This is a genomic window from Streptomyces sp. NPDC048191 (genome assembly GCF_040652655.1).
GTDB lineage: Bacteria > Actinomycetota > Actinomycetes > Streptomycetales > Streptomycetaceae > Streptomyces.
In genome coordinates this window covers 182,131-204,654 of record NZ_JBEZMO010000014.1, presented here as the reverse complement: position 1 = coordinate 204,654, position 22,524 = coordinate 182,131, and the positions used below count along the sequence as shown (strand labels likewise).

The 22,524-nt window shown below is 71.4% G+C and carries 24 protein-coding genes; 17 read left to right on the top strand and 7 right to left on the bottom strand.

Annotated features, from left to right (window positions below; all coding sequences use genetic code 11):
• Positions 1 to 87: 87 nt before the first annotated feature.
• The 4 genes from AB0D93_RS23555 to AB0D93_RS23540 all read right to left on the bottom strand — a co-directional run bounded on the left by AB0D93_RS23555 (position 88) and on the right by AB0D93_RS23540 (position 3,989).
• The gene (locus AB0D93_RS23555) at positions 88 to 1,170 is read right to left on the bottom strand and encodes an acyl-CoA dehydrogenase family protein (RefSeq protein WP_362122309.1); all 1,083 of its coding nucleotides are present in this window, start codon (positions 1,168 to 1,170) and stop codon (positions 88 to 90) included.
• Complete coding sequence (locus AB0D93_RS23550; RefSeq protein WP_362122307.1) at positions 1,167 to 2,348, bottom strand: acyl-CoA dehydrogenase family protein; 1,182 nt, start codon at positions 2,346 to 2,348, stop codon at positions 1,167 to 1,169. The genes AB0D93_RS23555 and AB0D93_RS23550 overlap by 4 nt, the downstream gene beginning before the upstream one ends.
• Positions 2,345 to 3,310 carry an NADPH:quinone oxidoreductase family protein gene (locus AB0D93_RS23545; protein ID WP_362122305.1) on the bottom strand — a complete coding sequence of 322 codons (966 nt, stop codon included), beginning with the start codon at positions 3,308 to 3,310 and terminating at the stop codon, positions 2,345 to 2,347. The genes AB0D93_RS23550 and AB0D93_RS23545 overlap by 4 nt, the downstream gene beginning before the upstream one ends.
• A gap of 106 nt (positions 3,311 to 3,416) precedes the next feature.
• A complete protein-coding gene (locus AB0D93_RS23540; protein WP_362122303.1) occupies positions 3,417 to 3,989 on the bottom strand; it encodes an XRE family transcriptional regulator in 573 nt (190 codons plus the stop codon).
• A gap of 64 nt (positions 3,990 to 4,053) precedes the next feature.
• Between AB0D93_RS23540 and AB0D93_RS23535 the strand changes: the two genes are divergently transcribed.
• From AB0D93_RS23535 to AB0D93_RS23515, 5 genes are all read left to right on the top strand, one after another.
• Positions 4,054 to 4,992: an NAD(P)/FAD-dependent oxidoreductase gene (locus AB0D93_RS23535; RefSeq protein WP_362122300.1), complete on the top strand. Its 939-nt coding sequence runs from the start codon at positions 4,054 to 4,056 to the stop codon at positions 4,990 to 4,992.
• 29 nt (positions 4,993 to 5,021) lie between these two features.
• Positions 5,022 to 6,560, top strand: a complete 1,539-nt coding sequence (locus tag AB0D93_RS23530; RefSeq protein ID WP_362122298.1) for an ATP-dependent DNA ligase — start codon at positions 5,022 to 5,024, stop codon at positions 6,558 to 6,560.
• The gene (locus AB0D93_RS23525; protein ID WP_362122296.1) at positions 6,557 to 7,030 is read left to right on the top strand and encodes an NUDIX domain-containing protein; all 474 of its coding nucleotides are present in this window, start codon (positions 6,557 to 6,559) and stop codon (positions 7,028 to 7,030) included. The genes AB0D93_RS23530 and AB0D93_RS23525 overlap by 4 nt, the downstream gene beginning before the upstream one ends.
• A 75-nt stretch (positions 7,031 to 7,105) precedes the next feature.
• Positions 7,106 to 8,491, top strand: a complete 1,386-nt coding sequence (locus AB0D93_RS23520) for an NADP-dependent succinic semialdehyde dehydrogenase (RefSeq protein ID WP_362122294.1) — start codon at positions 7,106 to 7,108, stop codon at positions 8,489 to 8,491.
• A gap of 26 nt (positions 8,492 to 8,517) precedes the next feature.
• On the top strand, positions 8,518 to 8,751 hold the full coding sequence (locus tag AB0D93_RS23515; RefSeq protein ID WP_079048970.1) for a DUF6213 family protein: 234 nt from the start codon (positions 8,518 to 8,520) through the stop codon (positions 8,749 to 8,751).
• On the opposite strand, the gene AB0D93_RS23510 is transcribed toward AB0D93_RS23515, so the two are convergent.
• Positions 8,748 to 9,404 carry a transcriptional regulator gene (locus AB0D93_RS23510; protein ID WP_362122292.1) on the bottom strand — a complete coding sequence of 219 codons (657 nt, stop codon included), beginning with the start codon at positions 9,402 to 9,404 and terminating at the stop codon, positions 8,748 to 8,750. The two genes, AB0D93_RS23515 and AB0D93_RS23510, sit on opposite strands and share 4 nt — an antisense overlap.
• 187 nt (positions 9,405 to 9,591) lie before the next feature.
• Here AB0D93_RS23510 and AB0D93_RS23505 point away from each other — a divergent pair, with 187 nt between their 5' ends.
• From AB0D93_RS23505 to AB0D93_RS23495, 3 genes are read left to right on the top strand one after another with little or no spacing between them, the layout of a single operon-like run.
• Positions 9,592 to 10,656: a type III polyketide synthase gene (locus AB0D93_RS23505; RefSeq protein WP_362122290.1), complete on the top strand. Its 1,065-nt coding sequence runs from the start codon at positions 9,592 to 9,594 to the stop codon at positions 10,654 to 10,656.
• Positions 10,657 to 10,663: 7 nt separating this feature from the next.
• Positions 10,664 to 11,878, top strand: coding sequence for a cytochrome P450 (locus tag AB0D93_RS23500; RefSeq protein WP_362122288.1), 1,215 nt, complete (start codon positions 10,664 to 10,666; stop codon positions 11,876 to 11,878).
• Between the two features lie 7 nt (positions 11,879 to 11,885).
• Positions 11,886 to 12,407, top strand: a complete 522-nt coding sequence (locus AB0D93_RS23495) for a cupin domain-containing protein (RefSeq protein WP_362122285.1) — start codon at positions 11,886 to 11,888, stop codon at positions 12,405 to 12,407.
• On the opposite strand, the gene AB0D93_RS23490 is transcribed toward AB0D93_RS23495, so the two are convergent.
• Positions 12,404 to 13,633 carry an acyl-CoA dehydrogenase family protein gene (locus AB0D93_RS23490; protein ID WP_362122283.1) on the bottom strand — a complete coding sequence of 410 codons (1,230 nt, stop codon included), beginning with the start codon at positions 13,631 to 13,633 and terminating at the stop codon, positions 12,404 to 12,406. The genes AB0D93_RS23495 and AB0D93_RS23490 overlap by 4 nt on opposite strands.
• 170 nt (positions 13,634 to 13,803) lie before the next feature.
• Between AB0D93_RS23490 and AB0D93_RS23485 the strand changes: the two genes are divergently transcribed.
• Positions 13,804 to 14,448 (top strand): TetR family transcriptional regulator, encoded by a 645-nt coding sequence (locus AB0D93_RS23485; protein ID WP_362122281.1) that lies wholly within the window; start codon positions 13,804 to 13,806, stop codon positions 14,446 to 14,448.
• On the opposite strand, the gene def is transcribed toward AB0D93_RS23485, so the two are convergent.
• The gene (def, locus tag AB0D93_RS23480; protein WP_362122279.1) at positions 14,445 to 14,999 is read right to left on the bottom strand and encodes a peptide deformylase; all 555 of its coding nucleotides are present in this window, start codon (positions 14,997 to 14,999) and stop codon (positions 14,445 to 14,447) included. The two genes, AB0D93_RS23485 and def, sit on opposite strands and share 4 nt — an antisense overlap.
• Before the next feature lie 151 nt (positions 15,000 to 15,150).
• Between def and AB0D93_RS23475 the strand changes: the two genes are divergently transcribed.
• From AB0D93_RS23475 to rocD, 8 genes are all read left to right on the top strand, one after another.
• Positions 15,151 to 16,389, top strand: a complete 1,239-nt coding sequence (locus tag AB0D93_RS23475; protein WP_362122277.1) for a MurT ligase domain-containing protein — start codon at positions 15,151 to 15,153, stop codon at positions 16,387 to 16,389.
• A 21-nt stretch (positions 16,390 to 16,410) separates the two neighbouring features.
• The gene (locus tag AB0D93_RS23470; protein WP_362122275.1) at positions 16,411 to 17,139 is read left to right on the top strand and encodes a glutamine amidotransferase; all 729 of its coding nucleotides are present in this window, start codon (positions 16,411 to 16,413) and stop codon (positions 17,137 to 17,139) included.
• Positions 17,140 to 17,341: 202 nt separating this feature from the next.
• Positions 17,342 to 18,367, top strand: a complete 1,026-nt coding sequence (locus AB0D93_RS23465) for a 6-phosphofructokinase (protein WP_362122273.1) — start codon at positions 17,342 to 17,344, stop codon at positions 18,365 to 18,367.
• A 128-nt stretch (positions 18,368 to 18,495) separates the two neighbouring features.
• Entirely contained in the window at positions 18,496 to 19,446 is a 951-nt protein-coding gene (locus tag AB0D93_RS23460) for a cytochrome c oxidase assembly protein (RefSeq protein ID WP_362122271.1), read from the top strand.
• A gap of 155 nt (positions 19,447 to 19,601) precedes the next feature.
• A complete protein-coding gene (locus AB0D93_RS23455) occupies positions 19,602 to 19,769 on the top strand; it encodes a hypothetical protein (protein WP_107093214.1) in 168 nt (55 codons plus the stop codon).
• A gap of 37 nt (positions 19,770 to 19,806) precedes the next feature.
• Complete coding sequence (locus tag AB0D93_RS23450) at positions 19,807 to 20,292, top strand: Lrp/AsnC family transcriptional regulator (protein ID WP_362122269.1); 486 nt, start codon at positions 19,807 to 19,809, stop codon at positions 20,290 to 20,292.
• A gap of 152 nt (positions 20,293 to 20,444) precedes the next feature.
• Positions 20,445 to 21,254 carry a dimethylargininase gene (gene ddaH / locus AB0D93_RS23445; RefSeq protein WP_362122267.1) on the top strand — a complete coding sequence of 270 codons (810 nt, stop codon included), beginning with the start codon at positions 20,445 to 20,447 and terminating at the stop codon, positions 21,252 to 21,254.
• Complete coding sequence (gene rocD, locus AB0D93_RS23440) at positions 21,254 to 22,474, top strand: ornithine--oxo-acid transaminase (protein ID WP_362122265.1); 1,221 nt, start codon at positions 21,254 to 21,256, stop codon at positions 22,472 to 22,474. The genes ddaH and rocD overlap by 1 nt, the downstream gene beginning before the upstream one ends.
• Positions 22,475 to 22,524: the final 50 nt, after the last annotated feature.

Genomic DNA, 22,524 nt, shown 5'->3' with positions numbered 1-22,524 from the left:
GACCTCAAGGGAGTATGCGTTCGGTCTACGGCCAACCGCCCCCGGGCTCAGGGGAGTTCTCCCTCTGTTCACTTGTGGCCACCGGTGTCAGGGCCCCTGGAGATCCACCAGTCCGGCCAGCGCCTCGCGGTGGGCGCCCGCCGTGCCGTAGGCGATCGAGTCCGCCTTGGCCCGCTTGAGGTGCAGGTGGATCGGATGCTCCCAGGTCATACCGATCCCGGCGTGCAGTTGCAGCGCCTCCTCGGCGGCGTGCACGGCGACGGGGGCGGCGTAGGCCTGGGCCACGGCCACGCTCACGTCGGTGTCGTCGCCGGAGGCCAGCGCATCGGCCGAGGCCCGCGCGGCGGCCCGCAGGTTGACGACCTCCAGCCACAGCTGCGCGAGGCGGTGCTTGAGCGCCTGGAAACCGCCGACCGGCCGGTTGAACTGCTTGCGCTCCTTCAGGTAACGGACCGTCTCGGTCAACGCCTGTTCGGAGACACCGAGTTGTTCGGAGGCCAGCAGTCCGGCGGCGGCGCGCAGGGCGCGTCGCACCGCGGGCCCGGCCTCACCGAGGCGGCGGCCGGAGGCACCCGCCAGCCGCACCGTCGCCAGCGGCCGGGTCAGGTCCAGGGAGACCTGCGGGGTGACCGTCACGGCGTCGGCGGTGACGGCGTACAGACCGCCGTCGTCGGCCGGGACGAGCAGGACGTCGGCCGCGACGGCGTCCGCGATGCCGGTCACCTCGCCGTGCAGGGCGCCGTTTTCCAGCCGTACGGCCTGGAAGGCGGCACCCGGCGCCGTGTGCAGGCCGACCGCGAGGGCGCCGATGGTGCGCCCTGAGGCCAGTCGCTCCAGCAGTTCCTCGTCGCCGCAGGCCAGCAGGGCCTCGGTGGCCACCACCGCGCTGGTGAGATACGGCACGGGAGCGACCGCCCGCCCCAGTTCCTCCAGGACCACGGCGACTTCGCGGTGCGAGGCGCCCTGGCCGCCCTGGGCCTCGGGCACCAGGAGGCCGGCCAGGCCCATGCCGTCGGCGAGCAGCTTCCACAGGGCGAGGTCGTGCGGGGCGTCCGACTCGGTGCGTGCGATGACGTCGGCGGGCGCGCAGTGGTCGGTGAGCACGTCCCGTACGGCGGCCCGCAGCGCCTCTTCCTCCTCCGAGTACAGCAGGTCGAGCTGTGTGCTCATCGGGCCAGGTCCTTCCATGCGACGTCCTTGTCGGTGCGCGGCTCGGCGGGCAGACCGAGGACGCGCTCGGCGACGATGTTCAGCAGGACCTCGCTGGTCCCGCCCTCGATGCTGTTGCCCTTGGCACGCAGGTAGCGGTAGCCGGCGTCACGGCCGGTGAAGTCCACCAGTTCGGGGCGGCGCATGGTCCAGTCGTCGTACAACAGACCCTCCTCGCCCCGGAGTTCGACCTCCAGGCCGCTGATCTCCTGGTTGAGGCGGGCGAAGGCGAGCTTCATCCCGGCGCCCTCGGGGCCGGGCTGGCCGGCGACGAGCTGCTGGCGCAGCCGCTCGGCGGTGAGACGGGAGACCTCGGCCTCGACCCAGAGCTTCAGCAGCCGCTGGTGCAGGTCGTGGGTGCGCAGTGCGGGGCGTTCGCGCCAGGTCTTCGCGACCGGGCCGATCATGCCGCCCTCACGGGGCAGCCGCATGCCGCCGATGGCGACGCGTTCGTTGTTGAGCGTGGTCTGCGCGACCCGCCAGCCGTCGCCGACCTCGCCGAGGCGGCGGGAGTCGGGGATGCGGACGTCGGTGAGGAAGACCTCGTTGAACTCGGCCTCGCCGGTGATCTGGCGCAGCGGCCGGACCTCGACACCCGGGTCGGTCATGTCGCAGAGGAAGTAGGTGATGCCCGCGTGCTTGGGCACGTCCGGGTCGGTGCGGGCGATGAGGATGGCCCAGCGGGAGTTGTGCGCGCCGGAGGTCCACACCTTCTGCCCGTTGACGACCCAGTCGTCGCCTTCTCGTACGGCCCGGGTGCCGAGCGCGGCGAGGTCGGAGCCGGCACCCGGCTCGCTGAACAGCTGGCACCAGACCTCCTCACCGGTCCACAGCGGCCGCAGATAGCGCTGCTTCTGCTCGTCGGTGCCGTACTTCAGGATGGTCGGCGCGGCCATGCCGAGCCCGATGCCGTTGCGGCGCGCGTCGTTGTCGGGGGCGCCCGCGGCCTCCAGCTCGGCGTCCACGGCGGCCTGGAGGTGGCGGGGCGCACCCAGCCCGCCGAGACCCTCGGGGTAGTGCACCCAGGCGAGGCCGGCGTCGAAGCGGGCCCGCAGGAAGTCCAGACGGTCGGTGCTCGCGATCGGGTGCTGGGCCAGCAACTCCCGTGTGCGGCGGATCAGTTCGTCGGCGTCGGTCATGCTGCTTCCTCCATCACCACGGCGATCCGGCCGGTGGACCGGCCGTCCGCCACCTTCTGCACGGCCGCGGCGGCCTCGCCCAGCGGCACCCGCTCACTCACCAGCGGCTTGATCGCGCCGCGGGCGGCCAGGTCGGTCAGTTCCTCGTGGCAGCGCAGGATGAGCTTGGGGTTCTTGGTGGCGTACAGGCCCCAGTGCAGGCCGAGGATCGAGTAGTTCTTCACCAGGGCGTGGTTCAGGGCCGGGCTGGGAATGGTGCCGCCGGCGAAGCCGACGACGACGATCCGGCCCTCGAACGCGACGAGCTTGGCGGACTGGGCGTAGGCCTCGCCGCCGACCGGGTCGTAGATCACGTCGGCGCCGCGTCCGCCGGTGGCGTCCTTCACGGCCGCGACGACGTCCTCGGCCCGGCGGTCGACCACCACGTCACAGCCCAGCTCGCGGGCCACGGCGGTCTTTTCCGCGCCGCCGACGACACCGATCACGGTGGCGCCGGCCGCCTTGCCGAGCTGGACGGCGGCGCTGCCGACGCCTCCGGCGGCGGCGTGCACGAGCAGGGTCTCCCCCGCCTCCAGGTGGGCCCGGCGGTGCAGTCCGAACCAGCCGGTCTGGTAGCCGATGTGCAGCGCGGCGGCTTCCGCGTCGTCCAGCGACTCGGGCGCGGGCAGCAGGGCACGGGCGTCGGCGAGGGCGTACTCCGCGAAGCCGCCGTACGGCAGGGCGGGGTTGGCGATCACCCGGCGGCCGTCCTCGGTCTCACCGCAGATCTCCACGCCGGGCGTGAACGGCAGCGGCGGGCGTACCTGGTACTGCCCCCGGCACAGCAGCGCGTCCGGGAAGTTGATGTTGGCGGCGCGCACGCGCAACAGCACCTGGCCGTCACCGGGCGTGGGCCGCTCCACCTCGGCGAGGCGCATCACCTCGCTCGGCTCGCCGTTCTCGTGCACTTGCCATGCCTGCATGCGGGGCCTCCACGGGACTGCTTCGTCTGACCGGGTCCGACGGCATACTAAGCGGTCGCTTGCCGATCAGGGAACAGCCGGCGCCATACCCGCGGAGTCGGACACGTCACGTGCGCGTCGGCCGGGCCCGTACGTGCATCCGCTCCCCCTGCGGCCCGAACAGACTGAGGAACTCCACCGGCCCCTCGCCGGTCGACCCGAACCAGTGCGGCACCCGCGTGTCGAACTCTGCGGCCTCCCCGGCCGACAGCACCACATCGTGCTCGCCCAGGACCAGCCGCAGCCGGCCGGAGAGCACGTACAGCCACTCGTAGCCCTCGTGGGTGCGGGGCTCCGGTTCGAGATCGCGCTTCGGTTCCAGCACCTTGAAGGCCTGGAGGCCGCCGGGCTGACGCGTCAGCGGCCAGTGGGTGCGCCCGCCCCGCACGATCGGCTTGGAGCGCACCCGCGGGTCCCCCACCGGCGGCGCGCCGACCAGCTCGTCCAGCGGCACCTGATGGGCCTGGGCGATCGGCAGCAGCAGTTCGAGGCTGGGCCTGCGCAGACCCGACTCCAGCCGGGACAGGGTGCTCACGGAGATCCCCGTCGCCTCGGACAGCGCGGCCAGGGTCACCTCCCGCTCCTTGCGGATGCGCCGCAGCCGGGCGCCCACTTCCGCCAGTACGTCGTCCGTGCTCATGACTCCATTGCAGAATCGGCAAATGTGTTTGTCAATCCCGCGGGCGGCGCGCGACCGTCGGCTCATGACCGGGAACAACACGTACGAAGTGGTCGTCGTCGGTGGCGGTGCCGCCGGGCTGTCCGCCGCGCTGGTCCTCGGCCGGGCCCGGCGCCGCACTCTGGTGGTCGACGCCGGCGAGCCGCGCAACGCGCCGGCCGCGCACATGCAGGGGTATCTGTCCCGGGACGGCATGTCTCCGGCCGAGTTCCTGGCCGCCGGGCGCGAGGAGATCGCCCGGTACGGGGTGGACCTGGTCCGGGACCGGGTGGTGGACGCGGACCGGGACGCCGGGGGCTTCACCGCACGGCTCGCCGGCGGGCCGGCGGTACGGGCCCGGCAGCTGGTGATCGCCACCGGCCTCAAGGACGAGCTGCCGCCGCTGCCGGGGCTGGCCGAACGGTTCGGCCGGGACGTGGTGCACTGCCCGTACTGCCACGGCTGGGAGGCCCGCGACCTGCCGACCGGCGTGCTCGCGACCTCGCCGCTGAGCGTGCACCAGGCGCTGATGGTCACCCAGTGGTCGAAGGACGTGCGGCTCTTCCTGCACGAGGTGGGCGAGCCGGAGCTGACGGACGGGGATCTTCGCCGGCTGGCCGCCGCGCGGGTCACGGTCGTGCCCGGGAAGGTCGCGGAACTCGTCGTGACCGAGGACCGGCTCACAGGGGTACGGCTCGCGGACGGCACGGTCCACGCCCGCGAGGTGCTGTACGTGGCCCCGCGCGCCGTGCCCCACAACGACCTGCTGCTGAAGCTGGGCGCCGAGATGCGCGAGACGCCCTTCGGCGCCTTCCCGGTGATCGACGAACGGGGCCTGACGAGCGTGCCCGGGCTGTGGGCGGCGGGCAACGCGAGCGGCTTCGCCGAACAGGTGGTCAACGCGGCGAGCCGCGGTCACCGGGCGGGGGCGGCGATCAACGGGGAGCTCCTGATGACCGACCTCGACGCGGCCGCCCGGGTGTAGACGCCGCTTCAACGGTGCACCCTGATGGCATGCTGCTGACCCGGCTCGCCCAGGTGTCCCGGGAGGTCGCCGCGACGGCGGCCCGGTCCCGCAAGACGGCGCTGCTCGCGGAGCTGTTCCGGGAGGCGGACGCGGACGACGTGCCGATCGTCATCCCGTATCTGGCCGGGCGGCTGCCGCAGGGACGGCTCGGCGTCGGCTGGAAGGTGCTCAGCCGGCACGTGCCGCCGGCCGGCGTGCCCTCCCTCACGGTCCGCGAGGTCGACGCCCTGCTCACCGAGCTGGGCAAGGTGGCCGGGCCGGGCTCGCAGGCGAAGCGGGTGCGGCTCGTCGGAGAGCTGATGGGCGCGGCCACCGAGGACGAGCAGCGTTTCCTGCTCGGGCTGCTCACCGGCGAGGTACGGCAGGGCGCGCTGGACGCCGTCGCCGTGGAGGGCCTCGCCCGGGCGACCGGCGCCGATCCGGCCGCCGTACGCCGGGCGGTGATGCTCTCCGGGTCGCTGCAGACGGTCGCCCAGGCCCTGCTCGCCGAGGGGCCAGAGGCGCTCGACCGGTTCCGGCTCACCGTGGGCCGCCCGGTGCTGCCGATGCTGGCGCACAGCGCGTCCTCGGTCGCCGAGGCGGTGGAAAAGCTCGGCGCCTGCGCGGTGGAGGAGAAGCTGGACGGCATCCGGGTACAGGTCCACCGGGACGGCGACACGGTCCGGGTGCACACCCGCACCCTGGACGACATCACCGACCGGCTGCCCGAAGTGACGGCCGCCGCGCGGGAGTTGCGGGGTGAGCGGTTCATCCTGGACGGCGAGGTGATCTCCTTCGACGCGTCCGGGCGGCCCCGGTCCTTCCAGGAGACGGCGGGCCGGGTCGGCTCGCGGACGGACGTGGCGAGGGCGGCCGGGCAGGTGCCGGTCTCCCCCGTGTTCTTCGACGCCCTGTCGGTCGACGGCACCGATCTGCTGGACCTGCCCTTCGCCGAGCGGCACGCCCGGCTGGCCCGCCTGGCGCCCGGGCCGATGCGGGTGCGCCGGACGGTGGCCTCCGGGCCGGAGGACATCGCGGAGGCGGAACGGTTCCTCGCCGAGACCCTGACCCGCGGCCACGAGGGCGTGGTGGTCAAGGCGCTCGACGCGCCCTACAGCGCGGGCCGGCGCGGTGCCTCCTGGCTGAAGGTCAAGCCCGTCCACACCCTCGACCTGGTCGTGCTGGCCGCCGAGTGGGGCCACGGCAGGCGCACGGGCAAGCTGTCCAACCTCCACCTCGGCGCCCGCGCCGCGGACGGCACCTTCGCCATGCTGGGCAAGACCTTCAAGGGCATGACCGACACGATGCTCGCCTGGCAGACCGGGCGGCTGCGGGAACTGGCGGTCGAGGACGACGGCTGGGTGGTCCGGGTCCGCCCCGAACTCGTCGTGGAGATCGCCTACGACGGCCTGCAGCGCTCCTCCCGCTACCCGGCCGGCGTCACCCTGCGCTTCGCCCGCGTCGTCCGCTACCGCGAGGACAAGCGCCCCGAGGAGGCCGATACGGTGGAGGCCCTGCTGGCGGCCCACCCGGAGGTCATGCCGTGACGGTGCGTGCGACCAGGCGCAGCGCGGGACTGCTGTTGTTCCGGCACACGGCTGAGGGACTCGAGGTCCTGCTCGGCCATATGGGGGGTCCTCTGTGGGCGAAGAAGGACGCCGGGGCGTGGACCGTCCCCAAGGGCGAGTACGGACCCGATGAGCCCGCCTGGGAGGCCGCCCGGCGCGAGTTCCAGGAGGAACTGGGCCTGACGCCGCCCGACGGCAGGGCCGTACCGCTCGGCGAGGTCGCGCAGAAGAACGGGAAGGTCGTCACGGCGTGGGCCGTCGAGGCCGACCCGGACCTGAGCGGCTTCCGCCCCGGCACGTTCACCATGGAGTGGCCGCCGCGGTCCGGCCGGGTGCGGGAGTTCCCGGAGCTGGACCGGGTGGAGTGGCTCGGCCTGGACCGGGCCCGTGGGCTGGTCATCACCGCGCAGGCCGCGTTTCTCGACCGGCTGGCGGAGCACTCGGGCTGAAGCGGACCCCACGCGTTGCGGACGGCCGTACCGCGCGCGAAGGTCGAAGCAAGCCCGCTCCCAGGGAGGTCAGCCATGCCCATCGCGACGGTCAACCCGGCGAACGGCGAGACGCTCAAGACGTACGAGCCCATGGGCGAGGAAGAGCTGGAACGCCGGCTCCAGCTCGCCGAGGCCACGTTCCGCACCTACCGGACGATGTCGTTCGTCGACCGGGGCCGACTGCTGCTGCGGGCCGCCGACCTGCTGGACGAGGACCGGCGGGAGATCGGCCGTGTCATGACCACGGAGATGGGAAAGCCGGTCAAGCAGGCCTGGGCGGAGGCCGCGAAGTGCGCCAGGGCGATGCGCTGGTACGCCGAGCACGCGGAGGCGCTGCTGGCCGACGAGGAGCCGGCCGATGCGGACGTACGGGACTCGGGCGCGTCCCGGGTGCGTGTCCGCTACCGGCCGCTGGGCCCCGTCCTCGCGGTGATGCCGTGGAACTTCCCGCTCTGGCAGGTGATCCGGTTCGCCGCGCCCGCGCTGATGGCCGGCAACGTGGGCCTGCTCAAGCACGCCTCCAACGTCCCCCAGACGGCCCTCTACCTGGAGGACCTGTTCCACCGGGCGGGCTTCACGGAGGGCTGTTTCCAGACGCTGCTGATCGGCTCGGGCGCGGTCGACGACATCCTGCGCGACGAACGGGTGAAGGCGGCGACGCTCACCGGCAGCGAGCCGGCGGGCCGGGCGGTGGCGTCCACCTGCGGCGAGATGATCAAGAAGACGGTGCTGGAGCTGGGCGGCAGCGACCCGTACGTCGTCATGCCCTCCGCCGACCTGGACCGGGCGGCCGAGGTGGCGGTGACCGCGCGCGTGCAGAACAACGGGCAGTCCTGCATCGCCGCCAAGCGGTTCATCGTGCACACCGACGTCTACGACGCCTTCGCGGAGAGGTTCGTCGCCGGCATGACGGCGCTGAAGGTCGGCGACCCGCTGGAGGAGGACACCGAGGTCGGACCGCTCTCCAGCGAGCAGGGCCGCAAGGACCTGGAGGAACTGGTCGACGACGCGAGGCGGAGCGGGGCCGGGGTGCTGTGCGGTGGCGAACGGCCGGACGGTCCGGGCTGGTACTACCCGCCGACCGTGCTGGCCGGCATCACCCGGGAGATGCGCATCCACCGGGAGGAGGCGTTCGGGCCGGTGGCCACGCTGTACCGGGCCGGTGACCTGGACGAGGCGCTGCTCATCGCCAACGACTCGCCGTTCGGACTGAGTTCCAACGTGTGGACGCGGGACGAGGGCGAGGTGGAGCGGTTCACGCGCGATCTGGAGGCGGGATCCGTGTACGTCAACGGGATGACCGCCTCCCATCCGGCGTTCCCGTTCGGCGGGGTCAAGCGGTCCGGGTACGGGCGTGAGCTGTCCGGGCACGGAATCCGGGAGTTCTGCAACATCACCACGGTTTGGCAGGGTGCGTGAGCGCTGCGCGGCTACCATCCCCTTTTGTGAACCGCGAAGTGACCCTGCCTCTGATCGTCGACGACCGCGGTACCTTGCAGGTGGCTGCGGCCGACGTGAGTAAGCTGCTGCGGACCGTGGGCGGGCGGTGGCTGCGGCTCGTCGAGGCCGGGGAGCAGGGGCTGGACGAGGACACGGTCGCTGCTTTGACCATCGAGCTGGCCAAGCTCGCGGATCGCATCGACGTGGCCTGTATCGCGCACAGCAGCGGGGCGCCCTAGGCGGGCAGGCCCAGCGACGCCCAGAACATCCCCTCGTACGCCTGGAGCAGGCTTCCGTAGGTGTGTGCGCTGTCCGTGGTGAGCGTGCCGGTGTCCAGGCCCGCCTGGACCGCTGTCGTCGCCTGCCGATCCAGCTCCGGAGCCGGTGCGGCGAAGAAGTCGAAGAACGCGCAGGACTCGTCCGTGAAGCCGTAGTGCGTGCGCAGGCCCGCCGCGATGCGGGCGCAGTAGCCGCCCCACGCGGAGAAGTTCGCGGTGAGGGCCGGCACGACGTCCACCGGGGAGGCGTTGAGGGCCAGCCAGGAGACGTAGGCGGGGTAGGCCTGACAGCCCGCCAGGGGCACGTACGTCCGCGCGCGCTCGGCGGTGACGCCGCAGGCCCGCGCGAAGGCGGTCAGGTGCCGTGCCGCCAGTTCCTCGCCCGCCGCGAGCGTGGTGAAGAACGCCGCCGAGGCGGGGTCGGCGCGCTGGGCCAGGTGCTGGAAGGACCGGCGGTCGGCGGGGATCACCCACTGCTGTTCCAGGGCGAGGCGGGCGAGCGCCTCGGGAGCCGCCCCGCCGCTCTCCACCAGCGGGACGAAGGCGTTGACCTGCGGTTCCGCGGCCAGTGCCCGGGTGATTCCCAGCAGCAGGTCCCTGGCCGTTGCCGTCATGGTGTGCTCCCTCGCGCGGACGTGCGGCTTCTCGTCCGACCCTGGCACGGGGTCCCCGGTCTGGAGTAGTCCGGCGCGAGATCGTCGCCGGACCGAGTGATCGTGGGTGAACCACCTCCTGAGGTGAACGACGATCCTCTGACCGGCGGGCGCATGCCTGCCGGAAGGCTGAAAGCAGGCACGGTTCATGGCGACTTTGTGCAGACCCTCGGTATCGGTTCCGGAACACGTGATCACGATGGAGGAGACGCTGGAGCTGGCGCGCTCCCGCCACGCGGACCACCCTCAACTGCCGCTCGCACTGCGGCTGATCGCGAACACGGGCGTCAGGACACGGCACATAGTGCAGCCCATCGAGGAGACCCTCAAGCACCCCGGCTTCGAGGAGCGCAACAAGCTCTACGAGGCCGAGGCCAAGGCCCGGGTCCCCGCGGTGATCCAGCGGGCGCTCGACGACGCGGAACTCCTCACCGCCGACATCGACGTGATCGTCTACGTCTCGTGCACGGGCTTCATGATGCCCTCGCTCACGGCGTGGCTGATCAACGAGATGGACTTCGACCCCACCACCCGACAGCTCCCCATAGCCCAGCTGGGCTGTGCGGCCGGCGGCGCGGCGATCAACCGCGCGCACGACTTCTGCACGGCCTATCCCGACGCCAACGCGCTGATCGTGGCCTGCGAGTTCTGCTCGCTGTGCTACCAGCCCACCGACCTCGGCGTCGGATCGCTGCTCTCCAACGGCCTGTTCGGTGACGGCATAGCCGCCGCCGTGGTCCGCGGCAGGGGCGGCACCGGCATCGAGCTCGAACGCAACGGCTCGTACCTGATCCCCAAGACCGAAGAGTGGATCATGTACGACGTCCGCGCGACCGGCTTCCACTTCCTGCTCGACAAGCGGGTGCCGGCCACCATGGAACCGCTGGCCCCGGCCCTGCAGGACCTCGCGGGCACGCATGGCTGGGACGCGTCCGACCTGGACTTCTACATCGTCCACGCCGGCGGGCCCCGCATCCTCGACGACCTGAGCAAGTTCCTCCAGGTCGACCCGCACGCGTTCCGGTTCAGCCGGGCGACCCTCACCGAGTACGGCAACATCGCCTCCGGCGTCGTGCTGGACGCGCTGCGCCGGATGTTCGACGAGGGCGGCGCCCACCACCGGGCGCGCGGGCTCCTCGCCGGGTTCGGACCCGGCATCACCGCGGAAATGGCGCTGGGCCGCTGGCGCGGCCCCGACCGAGAGACGGCATGAGTACGGCATGACCGAAGAGACGCTCACCGAGACCCTGCCCCCGATCCGGCACTGGCCGGCGCTCGACCTGACCGGGACGGACTTCGACCCGGTGCTGAGAGAGCTCATGCGCGAAGGCCCGGTCACCCGCATCCAGCTGCCCAACGGGGAGGGCTGGGCCTGGCTGGTGACCCGGATGGACGACGTGCGGATGGTGACCAACGACCCGCGGTTCAGCCGCGAGGCGGTCATGGAGAAGCCGGTCACCCGGCTGGCCCCGCACTTCATCCCCGATCCGGGCGCCGTCGGCTTCCTCGACCCACCCGACCACACCCGGCTGCGGCGCTCGGTGGCGGCCGCGTTCACCGCGAAGGGTGTGGAGCGGGTGCGGGAGTCGGCGCGCGCCATGCTGGAGGAACTGGTCGACGAACTCCTCCAGGACGGCCCGCCCGCCGATCTCACGGCCACGGTCCTCAGCCCGTTCCCGATCGCGGTGATCTGCGAGATGATGGGCGTCCCGGCCGCCGACCGGCACACCATGCACACCTGGACCCAGCTCATCCTGTCCTCCTCGAACGGCAAGGAGGTCAGCGAGAAGGCCAAACGGGAGATGGCCGCCTACTTCTCCGACCTGATCGGGCTGCGCGAGAACAGCACGGCCGAGGACGTCACCTCCCTGCTCGGCGCCGCGGTGGGCCGGGGCGAGGTGACCCTCGAGGAGGCCGTCGGGCTCGCGGGGCTGCTGCAGATCGGCGGCGAGGCGGTCACGAACAACAGCGGGCAGATGTTCTATCTGCTGCTGACCCGCCCCGACCTGGTGGAGCGGCTGCGCGCGGAACCGGAGATCCGCCCCAGGGCGATCGACGAGCTCCTGCGCTGGATCCCGCACCGCAACGCGGTCGGCCTGTCCCGGATCGCCCTGGAGGACGTGGAGATCCGGGGCGTGCGGATCCGGGCGGGCGACGCGGTGTACAACTCCTACCTGGCCGCCAACCGCGACCCGGAGGTGTTCCCCGACCCTGAGACCATCGACTTCTCCCGCAGTCCCAACCCCCACGTCTCTTTCGGGTTCGGCCCGCACTACTGCCCCGGCGGCCAGCTCGCCCGGCTGGAGGAGGAACTGCTCGTCGACACCCTGCTGGACCGGGTGCCGGGTCTGAGGCTGGCCGTACCGCCGGAGAAGGTGCCGTTCAAGAAGGGCGCGCTGATCCGGGGTCCCGAGGCCCTGCCGGTGACCTGGTGAGCGGCTCATGACCTGGACCGAGGGACTGTACGTGCCGCCGGGCCACGGCCGGGTCGTGGAGACCCCGGCCCAGCGGGTGACGTTCAAGGTCACCGGCATGCACTCGCGGATGGCCTCCACCTTCGAGGTGGAGGTCCCGCCCGGCTTCGACGTGGGCGCCCATGTCCACACCCGCAGCGAGGAGTTGTTCTACGTCCTGGAGGGCGAACTGGACGTGCTCGCCTTCGAGCCGCGCATCCGCACTCCCGACAACTGGAAGAAGTGGGAGTCGAGTTCGGGCAACAGGGTGGTGCGGGCGACTCCGGGAACGGTGATCGTCGTACCGCCGGGGTGCCCGCACGCCTTCGCCAATCCGACGGAGACGCCCGCGAAGATGTTCTTCCAGGCGTCTCCCCCACCGGACCACGAGCGCTATTTCGAGGAGCTGCTGGAGATCCTCGGGAACGGGGGCCCACCGGACCAGGAGGCCATCGAGGCGCTACGGGCGAAGTACGACATCGAGCAGCTGACACCGCTCAGGCACCGTTAACGGATGGGCATCCCCGCGAGGGTGCGGGCGATCACCAGCCGCTGGATCTCGCTCGTGCCCTCGAAGATCGTGTAGATCGCGCTGTCCCGGTGCATCCGCTCGACCGGGTACTCACGGGTGTAGCCGTTGCCGCCGAGGATCTGGATGGCCTGGGCGGTGACCTTCTTCGCGGTCTCACTCGCGAACAGCTTCGACATCGAACCCTCGGCCGCGGTGAACGGCTTGCCGTTCACCGCCATCCAGGACGCCCGCCACACGAGCAGACGGGCCGCGTCGATCTGCGTCCGCATGTCCGCGAGCTGGAAGGCCACGCCCTGGTTGTCGATGATCGGCCGTCCGAACTGCTCCCGGGTCCTCGCGTAGTCGAGGGCGACCTCGTACGCGGCCCGGGCGGTGCCGACCGCCATCGCGCCGACGGCGGGGCGGGACGCCTCGAACGTGGCCATCGCCGCGTTCTTGACGCGCTCACCGCCGGCGGCCTTCGCCTTCTCCCGGGCCCGGGCCAGCCGCTCGTCCAGCTTCTCCTTGCCGCCGAGCAGGCAGGAGCCGGGGACGCGGACGTTGTCGAGGATGACCTCGGCGGTGTGCGAGGCGCGGATGCCGTGCTTCTTGAACTTCTGCCCCTGGGCGAGGCCCGGCGTGCCCGGCGGGACGATGAAGGAGGCGTGGCCCTTGGAGCCCAGCTCCGCGTCGACGCTGGCGACGACGACGTGGACGTTGGCGATGCCGCCGTTGGTCGCCCAGGTCTTCGTGCCGTTGATCACCCACTCGTCCTTGGCCTCGTCGTAGACGGCCCGCGTGCGCAGGGAGGCGACGTCCGAGCCGGCGTCGGGCTCGGAGGAGCAGAACGCGGCGACCTTGACGTCGTTCTGGTCGCCGTACATCTGCGGGATCCAGGTGCCGATCTGTTCCTCGGTGCCGTTGGCGAGCACGCCCACGGCGGCGAGACCGGTGCCCACGATGGACAGGGCGATGCCCGCGTCGCCCCAGAACAGCTCCTCCATCGCCATCGGGATGCCGAGCCCGGTGGGGTCGAAGTACTGCTGCGCGTAGAAGTCGAGGGAGTAGATGCCGACCTTCGCGGCCTCCTGGATCACCGGCCAGGGGGTCTCCTCGCGCTCGTCCCACTCGGCCGCCGCGGGGCGGATCACGTCGGCGGCGAAGCCATGGAGCCAGTCCCGGACTTCCCTCTGTTCGTCGTTCAGCTCCATGGTGAACTCGGCCATGTCCCCTCCAGCGGCGGTGGTGCGATGTTACTAGCGGTAACCCGAGTCTGTTACCGACGGGTAGGAAAAGTCAACCGGTGATGACGTCTCGGCATCCCGTTCGATGTAAGGGGCACAGTCAGTGCTAGTTTGCGCAGGCGTCACCGAATCAGCACGGGTGGGGAGAGCACATGGACACCACACAGCGGACCGATCAGCAGCGGTCCGCCGACCGCCGACGGCGCGAGCTGCTGGAGGCCGCCGACCGGGTGGTGCTCCGCGACGGCCCGCAGGCCTCGATGAACGCGATCGCGGCCGAGGCGGGCATCACGAAGCCGATCCTCTACCGCCACTTCGGCGACAAGGGCGGCCTCTACGCGGCCTTGGCCAAGCGCCATACGGACGCACTGCTCGATTCGCTGCGGGCGGCTCTGGACGCTCCGGCCGACCGGCGGGAGCGGGTCGAGTCGACGCTGGACACGTATCTCGCCGCGATCGAGGCACGGCCCCAGGTGTACCGGTTCCTGATGCATCCGGCGGAGGGCGGCCAGGGCGGCGACCAGGGGTTCGACGTCGGCAAGCATTCGGCTCCGCTGCTTCGGCGTATGGGCGAGGAACTGGCCCAGGTCATCGAGGAGCGGGTGGACCTCGGCCCGGAGAGCCAGCAGCTCGCACGGGTGTGGGGCCACGGGATCGTCGGGATGATGCACGCCGCCGGGGACTGGTGGCTGGGCGAACGCCCCTGCTCCCGGGGGGAGTTGGTGCGATCCCTCGCCGACCTGCTGTGGGGCCGCCTCGCGGCGGCCGGGGACAGGATGGGGGGTCCGGGGTTCTAGGGCGCTTCCGCCCGGCCGCTCCACGACGCCCGGTTGATCCGCCTCGCGAGCCTCCGCTTGCGCCACCCCGTCAGGTGGTCCGCGTACACCCGGCCCTCCAGGTGGTCGCACTCGTGCTGCAGACAGCGCGCGAAGAACCCCGTGCCGTGCACGGTGACCGGTTCGCCGGTCACCGTGAAGCCCTCGACCACCGCATGGTCGTAGCGCTCGGTCCCCGCCTCCAGGCCCGGCAGGGACAGACAGCCCTCGGGCCCCCGGATCACCACGCCGTCGGACTCCACCAGCCGCGGGTTCACCACATGTCCCAGATGCCGCACATCATCGTCATCCGGACAGTCGTAGACGAATACCCGCAAAGGCACCCCGATCTGATTCGCCGCCAGCCCCACCCCCTGTGCCGCGTACATGGTCGCGAACAAGTCCTCCACGAGGTCGGCCACTTCGGGACCAAAGTCGGTGACCTCGCCGCAGGGCTCGTGCAGAACGGTGTCCCCGAGCAGGGAAAGAGGCCGGACGCGCCCGTGGGCGCCCGGGATCGTGCCGTGTCGCATAGCGGCAAGGGTACGGTTCGTATCGCTCATGCCCGCCGCACAGGTCCGGGCCGGGATTCGGGTGTGCGAACGGATCTCGATAGGCTGAGGTCCACACCACGCTGCCGGATGGCCCCAGGCGCGGCGCGTACGCAAGGAGGATCGAGAACTGATGGCAGGCAACTCGGACCCGCTCACGCCGCGGGCCAAGCTGGCCGTGACCGCGGGCAAGGCGGTCGCTGCGGCATCGCGCGCCGCGGGGCGCGGCAGCGGGTCGGTGATCGGTGGCCGGGTCGCGCTGAGACTCGACCCCGACCTGCTCGCCCGGCTCGCGCAGAACCTGGACGTCGTCCTGGTGTCGGCGACCAACGGCAAGACCACGACCACCCGGCTCATCGCCGAGGCACTGCGCGCCGCGGGCCCGGTCGTGTCGAACGCGCTCGGTGCCAACATGCCGGCCGGTATCACCTCCGCGCTCGCGGGCGGCTCGGACGCGAAGTTCGGGGTCATCGAGGTCGACGAGAAGTACCTGGCCGGTGTGGCCCGGGACACCGACCCCAAGTGCATCGCCCTGCTCAACCTCTCCCGCGACCAGCTCGACCGCGCCGCCGAGACCCGGATGCTCGCCGAGAACTGGCGCGAGGGCCTCGCCGGCTCCAAGGCCGTCGTCGTCGCCAACTGCGACGACCCGCTGGTGGTGTGGGCGGCCTCCTCCTCCCCCAACGTGATCTGGGTCGCGGCCGGGCAGATGTGGAAGGACGACGCCTGGTCCTGCCCGTCCTGCGGTGGCGTCATGCAGCGCCCCGGCGACGACTGGTTCTGCGGTGAGTGCGGGTTCCGGCGGCCGACGCCGACCTGGGCGCTGTCCGGGGACCACGTCCTGGATCCGCACGGGTCCGCCTGGCCGATCCACCTCCAGCTGCCGGGCCGCGCCAACAAGGCGAACGCCGCCTCCTCCGCCGCCGTCGCCGCCGTCTTCGGGGTGCCCCCGCAGGTCGCGCTGGAGCGGATGTACCAGGTGCAGGCCGTTGCCGGACGCTATGACGTCGTGCAGTTCCAGAACCGTGACCTGCGACTGCTGCTGGCCAAGAACCCGGCCGGCTGGCTGGAGACGTTCTCCCTGATCGACCCGCCGCCCGCCCCGGTGATCCTGTCCGTGAACGCCCGCGGCGCCGACGGCACCGACACCTCCTGGCTGTGGGACGTCGACTACACCCGGCTGACCGGCCACCCGATCTTCGTGATCGGCGACCGGAAGCTGGACCTCGCCGTCCGTCTGGAGGTCGCCAACCAGCACTTCCAGGTCTGCGAGAACCTCGACCAGGCCGTGCAGATGTGCCCGCCGGGCCGGATCGAGGTCATCGCGAACTACACCGCGTTCCAGGACCTGCGCCGCCGCGTCGGCAACTGATCTTCGAAGGGCGACCACCTCATGAGCGACAACCAACTGCGGCTGGTGTGGATCTACCCGGACCTGCTGAGCACCTACGGCGACCAGGGCAACGCGCTCGTCGTGGAGCGGCGGGCCCGGCAGCGCGGCCTGGACGTGGCCCGGCTCGACGTGCGCAGCGACCAGCCGATCCCGACCTCCGGCGACATCTACCTGATCGGCGGTGGCGAGGACCGTCCGCAGCGGCTCGCGGCCGAGCGGCTGCGCCGCGACGGGCATCTGCAGCGGGCCGTGCAGAACGGCGCGATCGTCTTCTCCGTCTGCGCCGGCTACCAGATCCTCGGCCACGAGTTCATCAACGACCTCGGTCAGCGCGAGCCGGGCCTCGGCCTGCTCGACGTGGTCTCGGTGCGCGGCGAGGGCGAGCGGTGCGTCGGCGACGTGCTGGGCGACATCGACCCGCAGCTCGGGCTGCCGCAGCTGACGGGCTTCGAGAACCACCAGGGCGTCACCCACCTCGGCCCGACCGCCCGCCCGTTCGCCCGCGTGCAGATCGGCAAGGGCAACGGCACCGGGGACGGCACGGAGGGCGCGTACAACGGCACCGTGTTCGGCACGTACATGCACGGGCCGGTCCTCGCCCGCAACCCGCAGATCGCCGACCTGCTGCTGAAGCTGGCGCTCGACGTCAACGCGCTGCCGCCGGTCGACGACCGCTGGTACGAGGCGCTCCGCAACGAGCGCATCACGGCTGCGCAGCAGCCCGCGTAAGTCCCGCCGCACCGGCATTCCAGCGTGCTCCGGCAGGCTCGTGGCGGGCCCGCCTGACAGACCGTCCGCTCACATGTGCGGGCGCGTCCAGCAGGCGGACGCCCGCTACGGAGCCACCCCCTCACGCCGGTAGGGTGGCCGGGAATCCGCCGGACAACGTGGTCCGGTTTACCCGGCCCACGTTGAGAAGGTATTTCGGGCTATGCGCATTGGTGTCCTCACGTCCGGCGGCGACTGCCCCGGCCTGAACGCCGTCATCCGGTCCGTCGTGCACCGTGCCGTCGCCGACCACGGCGACGAGGTCATCGGCTTCCGGGACGGCTGGAAGGGCCTCCTGGAGTGCGACTACCTCAAGCTCGACCTCGACGCCGTGGGCGGCATCCTGGCACGCGGCGGCACCATCCTCGGTTCCTCCCGGGTCCGCCCGGAGCATCTGCGGGACGGCGTCGAGCGGGCCAAGGGGCACGTCGCGGAACTCGGCCTCGACGCGATCATCCCGATCGGCGGTGAGGGCACGCTGAAGGCGGCCCGGCTGCTGTCGGACAACGGGCTGCCGATCGTCGGCGTGCCCAAGACCATCGACAACGACATCGCTGTCACGGACGTCACCTTCGGCTTCGACACGGCCGTCACCGTGGCGACGGAGGCCCTGGACCGGCTGAAGACCACCGCCGAGTCGCACCAGCGCGTGCTCATCGTGGAGGTCATGGGCCGGCACACCGGCTGGATCGCGCTGCACTCCGGCATGGCGGCCGGCGCCCACGCCATCGTCGTCCCGGAACGCCCCTTCGACATCGAGGAGTTGACGGCGAAGGTCGGCGAGCGGTTCGAGGCGGGCAAGCGGTTCGCGATCGTGGTCGCGGCGGAGGGCGCCAAGCCGAAGGCCGGCACGATGGACTTCGACGAGGGCGGCAAGGACATCTACGGCCACGAGCGCTTCGCCGGGATCGCCCGGCAGCTGTCGGTCGAACTGGAGCACCGGCTCGGCAAGGAGGCGCGGCCGGTGATCCTCGGGCACGTGCAGCGGGGTGGCACGCCGACGGCCTACGACCGGGTGCTCGCCACGCGGTTCGGGTGGCACGCGGTGGAGGCCGTGCACCGCGGTGAGTTCGGGAGGATGACGGCGCTGCGGGGCACGGACATCGTGATGGTGTCGCTGGCCGAGGCGGTCGAGACCCTGAAGACCGTGCCGGTGGAGCGGTACGACGAGGCCGAGTGCGTCCTGTAGTTCAGTAGTTCAGGCGGGAACAAGCCGCCCCCGGTCACAGCCGTGACCGGGGGCGGTTCTACTCTTGGTGCGGACACAGACACCTGTGGACAGACACCGCACAACCCCCACGTATCAGGAGCCGCCGGATGGATCACAGCGGGCACGGCATGATGATGGATCTGCCGCCGTTCACGCTGGCACGGGGGCTGGTGTGGTCGGCGGACCCGTTCTTCCTGGTGGCCTGCCTGGCCGGGCTCGGCCTCTACGGCTGGGGCGTCGTACGGCTGCGGCGGCGCGGGGACGCGTGGTCGGCCGGCCGTACGGTGTCGTACGTCGTCGGTGTGCTGACCGTCGCCCTGGTGATGTGCACCAGGCTGAACGACTACGGCATGGTCATGTTCAGCGTGCACATGGTGCAGCACATGGTCATCAGCATGCTGTCGCCGATCCTGATCCTGCTGGGCGCGCCGGTCACGCTGGCACTGCGGGCGCTGCCGACCGCCGGCCGGGGCCGCAGGGGCCCGCGCGAGCTGCTGCTGGCGCTGCTGCACAGCCGGTACATGCGGATCATCACGCACCCGGCGTTCACCATCCCGCTGTTCATCGCGAGCCTGTACGCGCTGTACTTCTCCCCGCTGTTCGACTTCCTGATGGGGTCCAGGGCCGGGCACATCGCGATGATGGTGCACTTCCTCGCGGTCGGCGTGGTGTTCTTCTGGCCGATCATCGGTGTCGACCCGGGCCCGCACCGGCCGGGGCATCTGATGCGGATGCTGGAGCTGTTCGCGGGCATGCCGTTCCACGCGTTCTTCGGCATCGCGCTGATGATGGCGTCGACGCCGATGGTGGAGACCTTCCAGCATCCGCCGGCCTCGCTCGGCATCGACGCGCTGTCCGACCAGAACGCGGCCGGCGGCATCGCCTGGGCGTTCAGCGAGATCCCGTCCGTGCTGGTGCTGATCGCCCTGCTGTTCCAGTGGTACGGCTCCGAGCAGCGGCAGGCCAGGCGCAAGGACCGGGCCGCCGACCGGGACGGCGACAAGGAGCTGGAGGCGTACAACGCCTACCTGGCCTCGTTGAACGCCCGCGAGAGCTGAGCGCACGCGAGAGCGGAGCGCAAGCGGGGGCCGGACGCACGCCGGGGTTGGGCGCACGCGGGGGCCGGGCGCACGCCGGGGATGGGCGGAGCCGTCCCCTCCGGCCCGGAATCGGGGCACCATGGTCATGGACGGACCACGAGGAGGGTGTCGCGATGCCCGGTTCCACGAACGGTTCCACCAAGGCGATGGGGGCTCTCACGGTCGGCGGGCTCGTCGTCGTGACCGCCTACACGGTCGCGCTCGGCAGCAACGGCTGGCTGTGGTTCGGCTGGGTGGTGCTGGGGCTGCTGACACTCGCCATGGTCGTCACGCAGTCGTAGCGAAGACCGGCGGGTACGGGCTGGCTACAGTGCCCGCATGAACAGCAGGACGCCCTCGTTCGACGACCTCGACCGCAAGATCATCACCGCGCTGATGGCGAACGCCCGGACCAGCTTCGCCGAGATCGGCACCGGCATCGGGCTGTCCGCGACGGCGGTGAAGCGGCGTGTGGACCGGCTGCGGGAGACCGGGGTGATCACCGGGTTCACGGCGACGGTGCAGCCCTCGGCGCTCGGCTGGCGCACGGAGGCGTACGTCGAGGTGTACTGCGAGGGCGCCGCCCCGCCCCGGCGGCTGGCGGAGGTCGTCCGCAACCATCCGGAGATCGCGGCGGCCATGACGGTCACCGGCGGCGCCGACGCGCTGCTGCACGTGCGGGCGCGGGACGTGGAGCACTTCGAGGAGGTGCTGGAGCGGATCCGCGTCGAGCCGTTCATCCGGAAGACGATCAGCGTGATGGTGCTGTCCCACCTGCTCCCGGAAAGCCCGGAAGCGGGAGCGACGCACGCCGCACCGGAATGACGCGGACCATGCGCAGCGATGATGCGTGATCCGCTCGAAGGACGCAGTGATGCTGCACATCTGCGCAGCTCTCGTTTCTTGTCCGCCGTCCTCCTCCCTTTCTACCGTGGTGTCACCCCAAGTGACACCCCGCAAAGCGGAGGAAACCCTCTGTGTCCGATAGCCGTGTACAGCGCCCTCGGCGCTTCCTCGTCTGTGAACCCAGACATTTCGCCGTGCAGTACGCGATCAATCCGTGGATGCATCCGGACCGGCCGGTCGATCTGGACCTCGCCCAGGAGCAGTGGCGGACGCTGATCCACGCCTACCGCACCCACGGGCACACCGTCGACGCGGTCGAGCCGGTCGCCGGCCTGCCCGACATGGTCTTCGCCGCCAACGCGGCGTTCGTGGTCGATGGCCGGGTCTTCGGGTCGCTGTTCCACGCGCCGGAGAGGCGCCCCGAGTCGTTGCACTACGACACCTGGTTCAAGGCCGCCGGTTACGACGTGTACCGCCCCGAGTCGGTGACCGAGGGCGAGGGCGACCTGGTGTGGACGGGCCGCTACGTGCTCGCCGGCACCGGGTTCCGCACCACCCGGGAGGCGCACCGCGAGGCACAGGAGTTCCTCGGCCACCCCGTGATCGGCCTGACCCTGGTGGATCCGTACTTCTACCACCTGGACACGGCGCTGTTCGTCCTCGACGACGACAACATCTGCTACTACCCGGAGGCGTTCTCGGCGGGCAGCCGGGAGGTGCTGCGCCGGCTGTACCCAGAGGCGGTGCTCGCCACCCGCGAGGACGCCATGGCGTTCGGTCTGAACTCGGTGTCCGACGGCCGCAACGTCTTCATCGCACCCCACGCCGAGGCGCTCGCCGAACGTCTCGCCGGCCACGGCTATGTCCCCGTCCCCGTCGACCTGTCCGAGTTCCACAAGGCCGGCGGCGGCATCAAGTGCTGCACCCAGGAGATCCGCTGATGAGCGCACCCGCGCGCACCCGTACGTCCGACGACCTGATCCGTGCCGAGGAGCCGGTCCTCGCGCACAACTACCACCCGCTGCCGGTGGTGGTCGCCCGCGCCGAGGGCACCTGGGTGGAGGACGTCCAGGGCCGCCGCTACCTCGACATGCTCGCCGGCTACTCGGCTCTGAACTTCGGCCACCGGCACCCGGCGCTGATCGAGGCCGCGCACCGCCAGCTCGACCAGCTGACGCTGACCTCCCGGGCTTTCCACAACGACCGGCTGGCGGAGTTCGCCGAGCGGCTCGCGGAGCTGACCGGCCTGGACATGGTGCTGCCCATGAACACCGGCGCGGAGGCGGTGGAGAGCGCGGTCAAGGTGGCCCGCAAGTGGGCCTACGACGTGAAGGGCGTCCCCGCCGACCGGGCGACGATCGTGGTCGCGGCGGACAACTTCCACGGCCGTACGACGACGATCGTCAGCTTCTCCACGGACGAGACGGCCCGGACGGGCTTCGGCCCCTTCACCCCCGGTTTCAGGATCGTGCCGTACGACGACCTGGCCGCGCTGGAGGCGGCCGTCGACGACACCACGGCGGCCGTGCTGATCGAGCCCATCCAGGGCGAGGCGGGCGTGATCATCCCGCGCGACGGCTATCTCGCCGGGGTGCGGGAGCTGACCCGCCGCAAGGGCTGTCTGTTCATCGCGGACGAGATCCAGTCGGGCCTCGGCCGCACCGGCCGCACCTTCGCCGTGGAGCACGAGGACGTCGTGCCGGACGTGCTGCTGCTCGGCAAGGCGCTGGGCGGCGGGATCGTGCCGGTGTCGGCGGTGGTGGCCCGGCGCGAGGTGCTGGGCGTGCTGCACCCCGGCGAGCACGGCTCCACGTTCGGCGGCAACCCGCTCGCGGCGGCGGTCGGCACGGCCGTGACCGAGCTGCTGCGGACCGGCGAGTTCCAGCGGCGGGCCGCCGAGCTGGGCGGGGTCCTGCGGGACGGGCTGACCGAGCTGGCCGGCAAGGGCGTGGTCGGCTTCCGCTCCCGTGGCCTGTGGGCCGGCGTCGACATCGACCCGGCGATCGGTACCGGCCGTGAGATCAGCGAGCGGCTGATGCGGGAGGGGATCCTGGTGAAGGACACCCACGGTTCCACCATTCGCCTCGCTCCCCCGCTGACCATCACGGCGGAGGAACTGCGCTCGGCGCTGGCGGCGCTGGAGAAGGTGCTGGGTTCGTGACCTCGGATGGGGGTGGCCGGCCGGCCACCCCCATCCGCTCGTTTGCGCGC

Bases quoted from the DNA above. Each gene is read 5' to 3' on its own strand.
- AB0D93_RS23555 (WP_362122309.1), bottom strand. From the start codon at position 1,170: ATGAGCACACAGCTCGACCTGCTGTACTCGGAGGAGGAAGAGGCGCTG.
- AB0D93_RS23550 (WP_362122307.1), bottom strand. From the start codon at position 2,348: ATGACCGACGCCGACGAACTGATCCGCCGCACACGGGAGTTGCTGGCC.
- AB0D93_RS23545 (WP_362122305.1), bottom strand. From the start codon at position 3,310: ATGCAGGCATGGCAAGTGCACGAGAACGGCGAGCCGAGCGAGGTGATG.
- AB0D93_RS23540 (WP_362122303.1), bottom strand. From the start codon at position 3,989: ATGAGCACGGACGACGTACTGGCGGAAGTGGGCGCCCGGCTGCGGCGC.
- AB0D93_RS23535 (WP_362122300.1), top strand. From the start codon at position 4,054: ATGACCGGGAACAACACGTACGAAGTGGTCGTCGTCGGTGGCGGTGCC.
- AB0D93_RS23530 (WP_362122298.1), top strand. From the start codon at position 5,022: ATGCTGCTGACCCGGCTCGCCCAGGTGTCCCGGGAGGTCGCCGCGACG.
- AB0D93_RS23520 (WP_362122294.1), top strand. From the start codon at position 7,106: ATGCCCATCGCGACGGTCAACCCGGCGAACGGCGAGACGCTCAAGACG.
- AB0D93_RS23510 (WP_362122292.1), bottom strand. From the start codon at position 9,404: ATGACGGCAACGGCCAGGGACCTGCTGCTGGGAATCACCCGGGCACTG.
- AB0D93_RS23505 (WP_362122290.1), top strand. From the start codon at position 9,592: ATGGCGACTTTGTGCAGACCCTCGGTATCGGTTCCGGAACACGTGATC.
- AB0D93_RS23500 (WP_362122288.1), top strand. From the start codon at position 10,664: ATGACCGAAGAGACGCTCACCGAGACCCTGCCCCCGATCCGGCACTGG.
- AB0D93_RS23495 (WP_362122285.1), top strand. From the start codon at position 11,886: ATGACCTGGACCGAGGGACTGTACGTGCCGCCGGGCCACGGCCGGGTC.
- AB0D93_RS23490 (WP_362122283.1), bottom strand. From the start codon at position 13,633: ATGGCCGAGTTCACCATGGAGCTGAACGACGAACAGAGGGAAGTCCGG.
- AB0D93_RS23485 (WP_362122281.1), top strand. From the start codon at position 13,804: ATGGACACCACACAGCGGACCGATCAGCAGCGGTCCGCCGACCGCCGA.
- def (WP_362122279.1), bottom strand. From the start codon at position 14,999: ATGCGACACGGCACGATCCCGGGCGCCCACGGGCGCGTCCGGCCTCTT.
- AB0D93_RS23475 (WP_362122277.1), top strand. From the start codon at position 15,151: ATGGCAGGCAACTCGGACCCGCTCACGCCGCGGGCCAAGCTGGCCGTG.
- AB0D93_RS23470 (WP_362122275.1), top strand. From the start codon at position 16,411: ATGAGCGACAACCAACTGCGGCTGGTGTGGATCTACCCGGACCTGCTG.
- AB0D93_RS23465 (WP_362122273.1), top strand. From the start codon at position 17,342: ATGCGCATTGGTGTCCTCACGTCCGGCGGCGACTGCCCCGGCCTGAAC.
- AB0D93_RS23460 (WP_362122271.1), top strand. From the start codon at position 18,496: ATGGATCACAGCGGGCACGGCATGATGATGGATCTGCCGCCGTTCACG.
- AB0D93_RS23455 (WP_107093214.1), top strand. From the start codon at position 19,602: ATGCCCGGTTCCACGAACGGTTCCACCAAGGCGATGGGGGCTCTCACG.
- AB0D93_RS23450 (WP_362122269.1), top strand. From the start codon at position 19,807: ATGAACAGCAGGACGCCCTCGTTCGACGACCTCGACCGCAAGATCATC.
- rocD (WP_362122265.1), top strand. From the start codon at position 21,254: ATGAGCGCACCCGCGCGCACCCGTACGTCCGACGACCTGATCCGTGCC.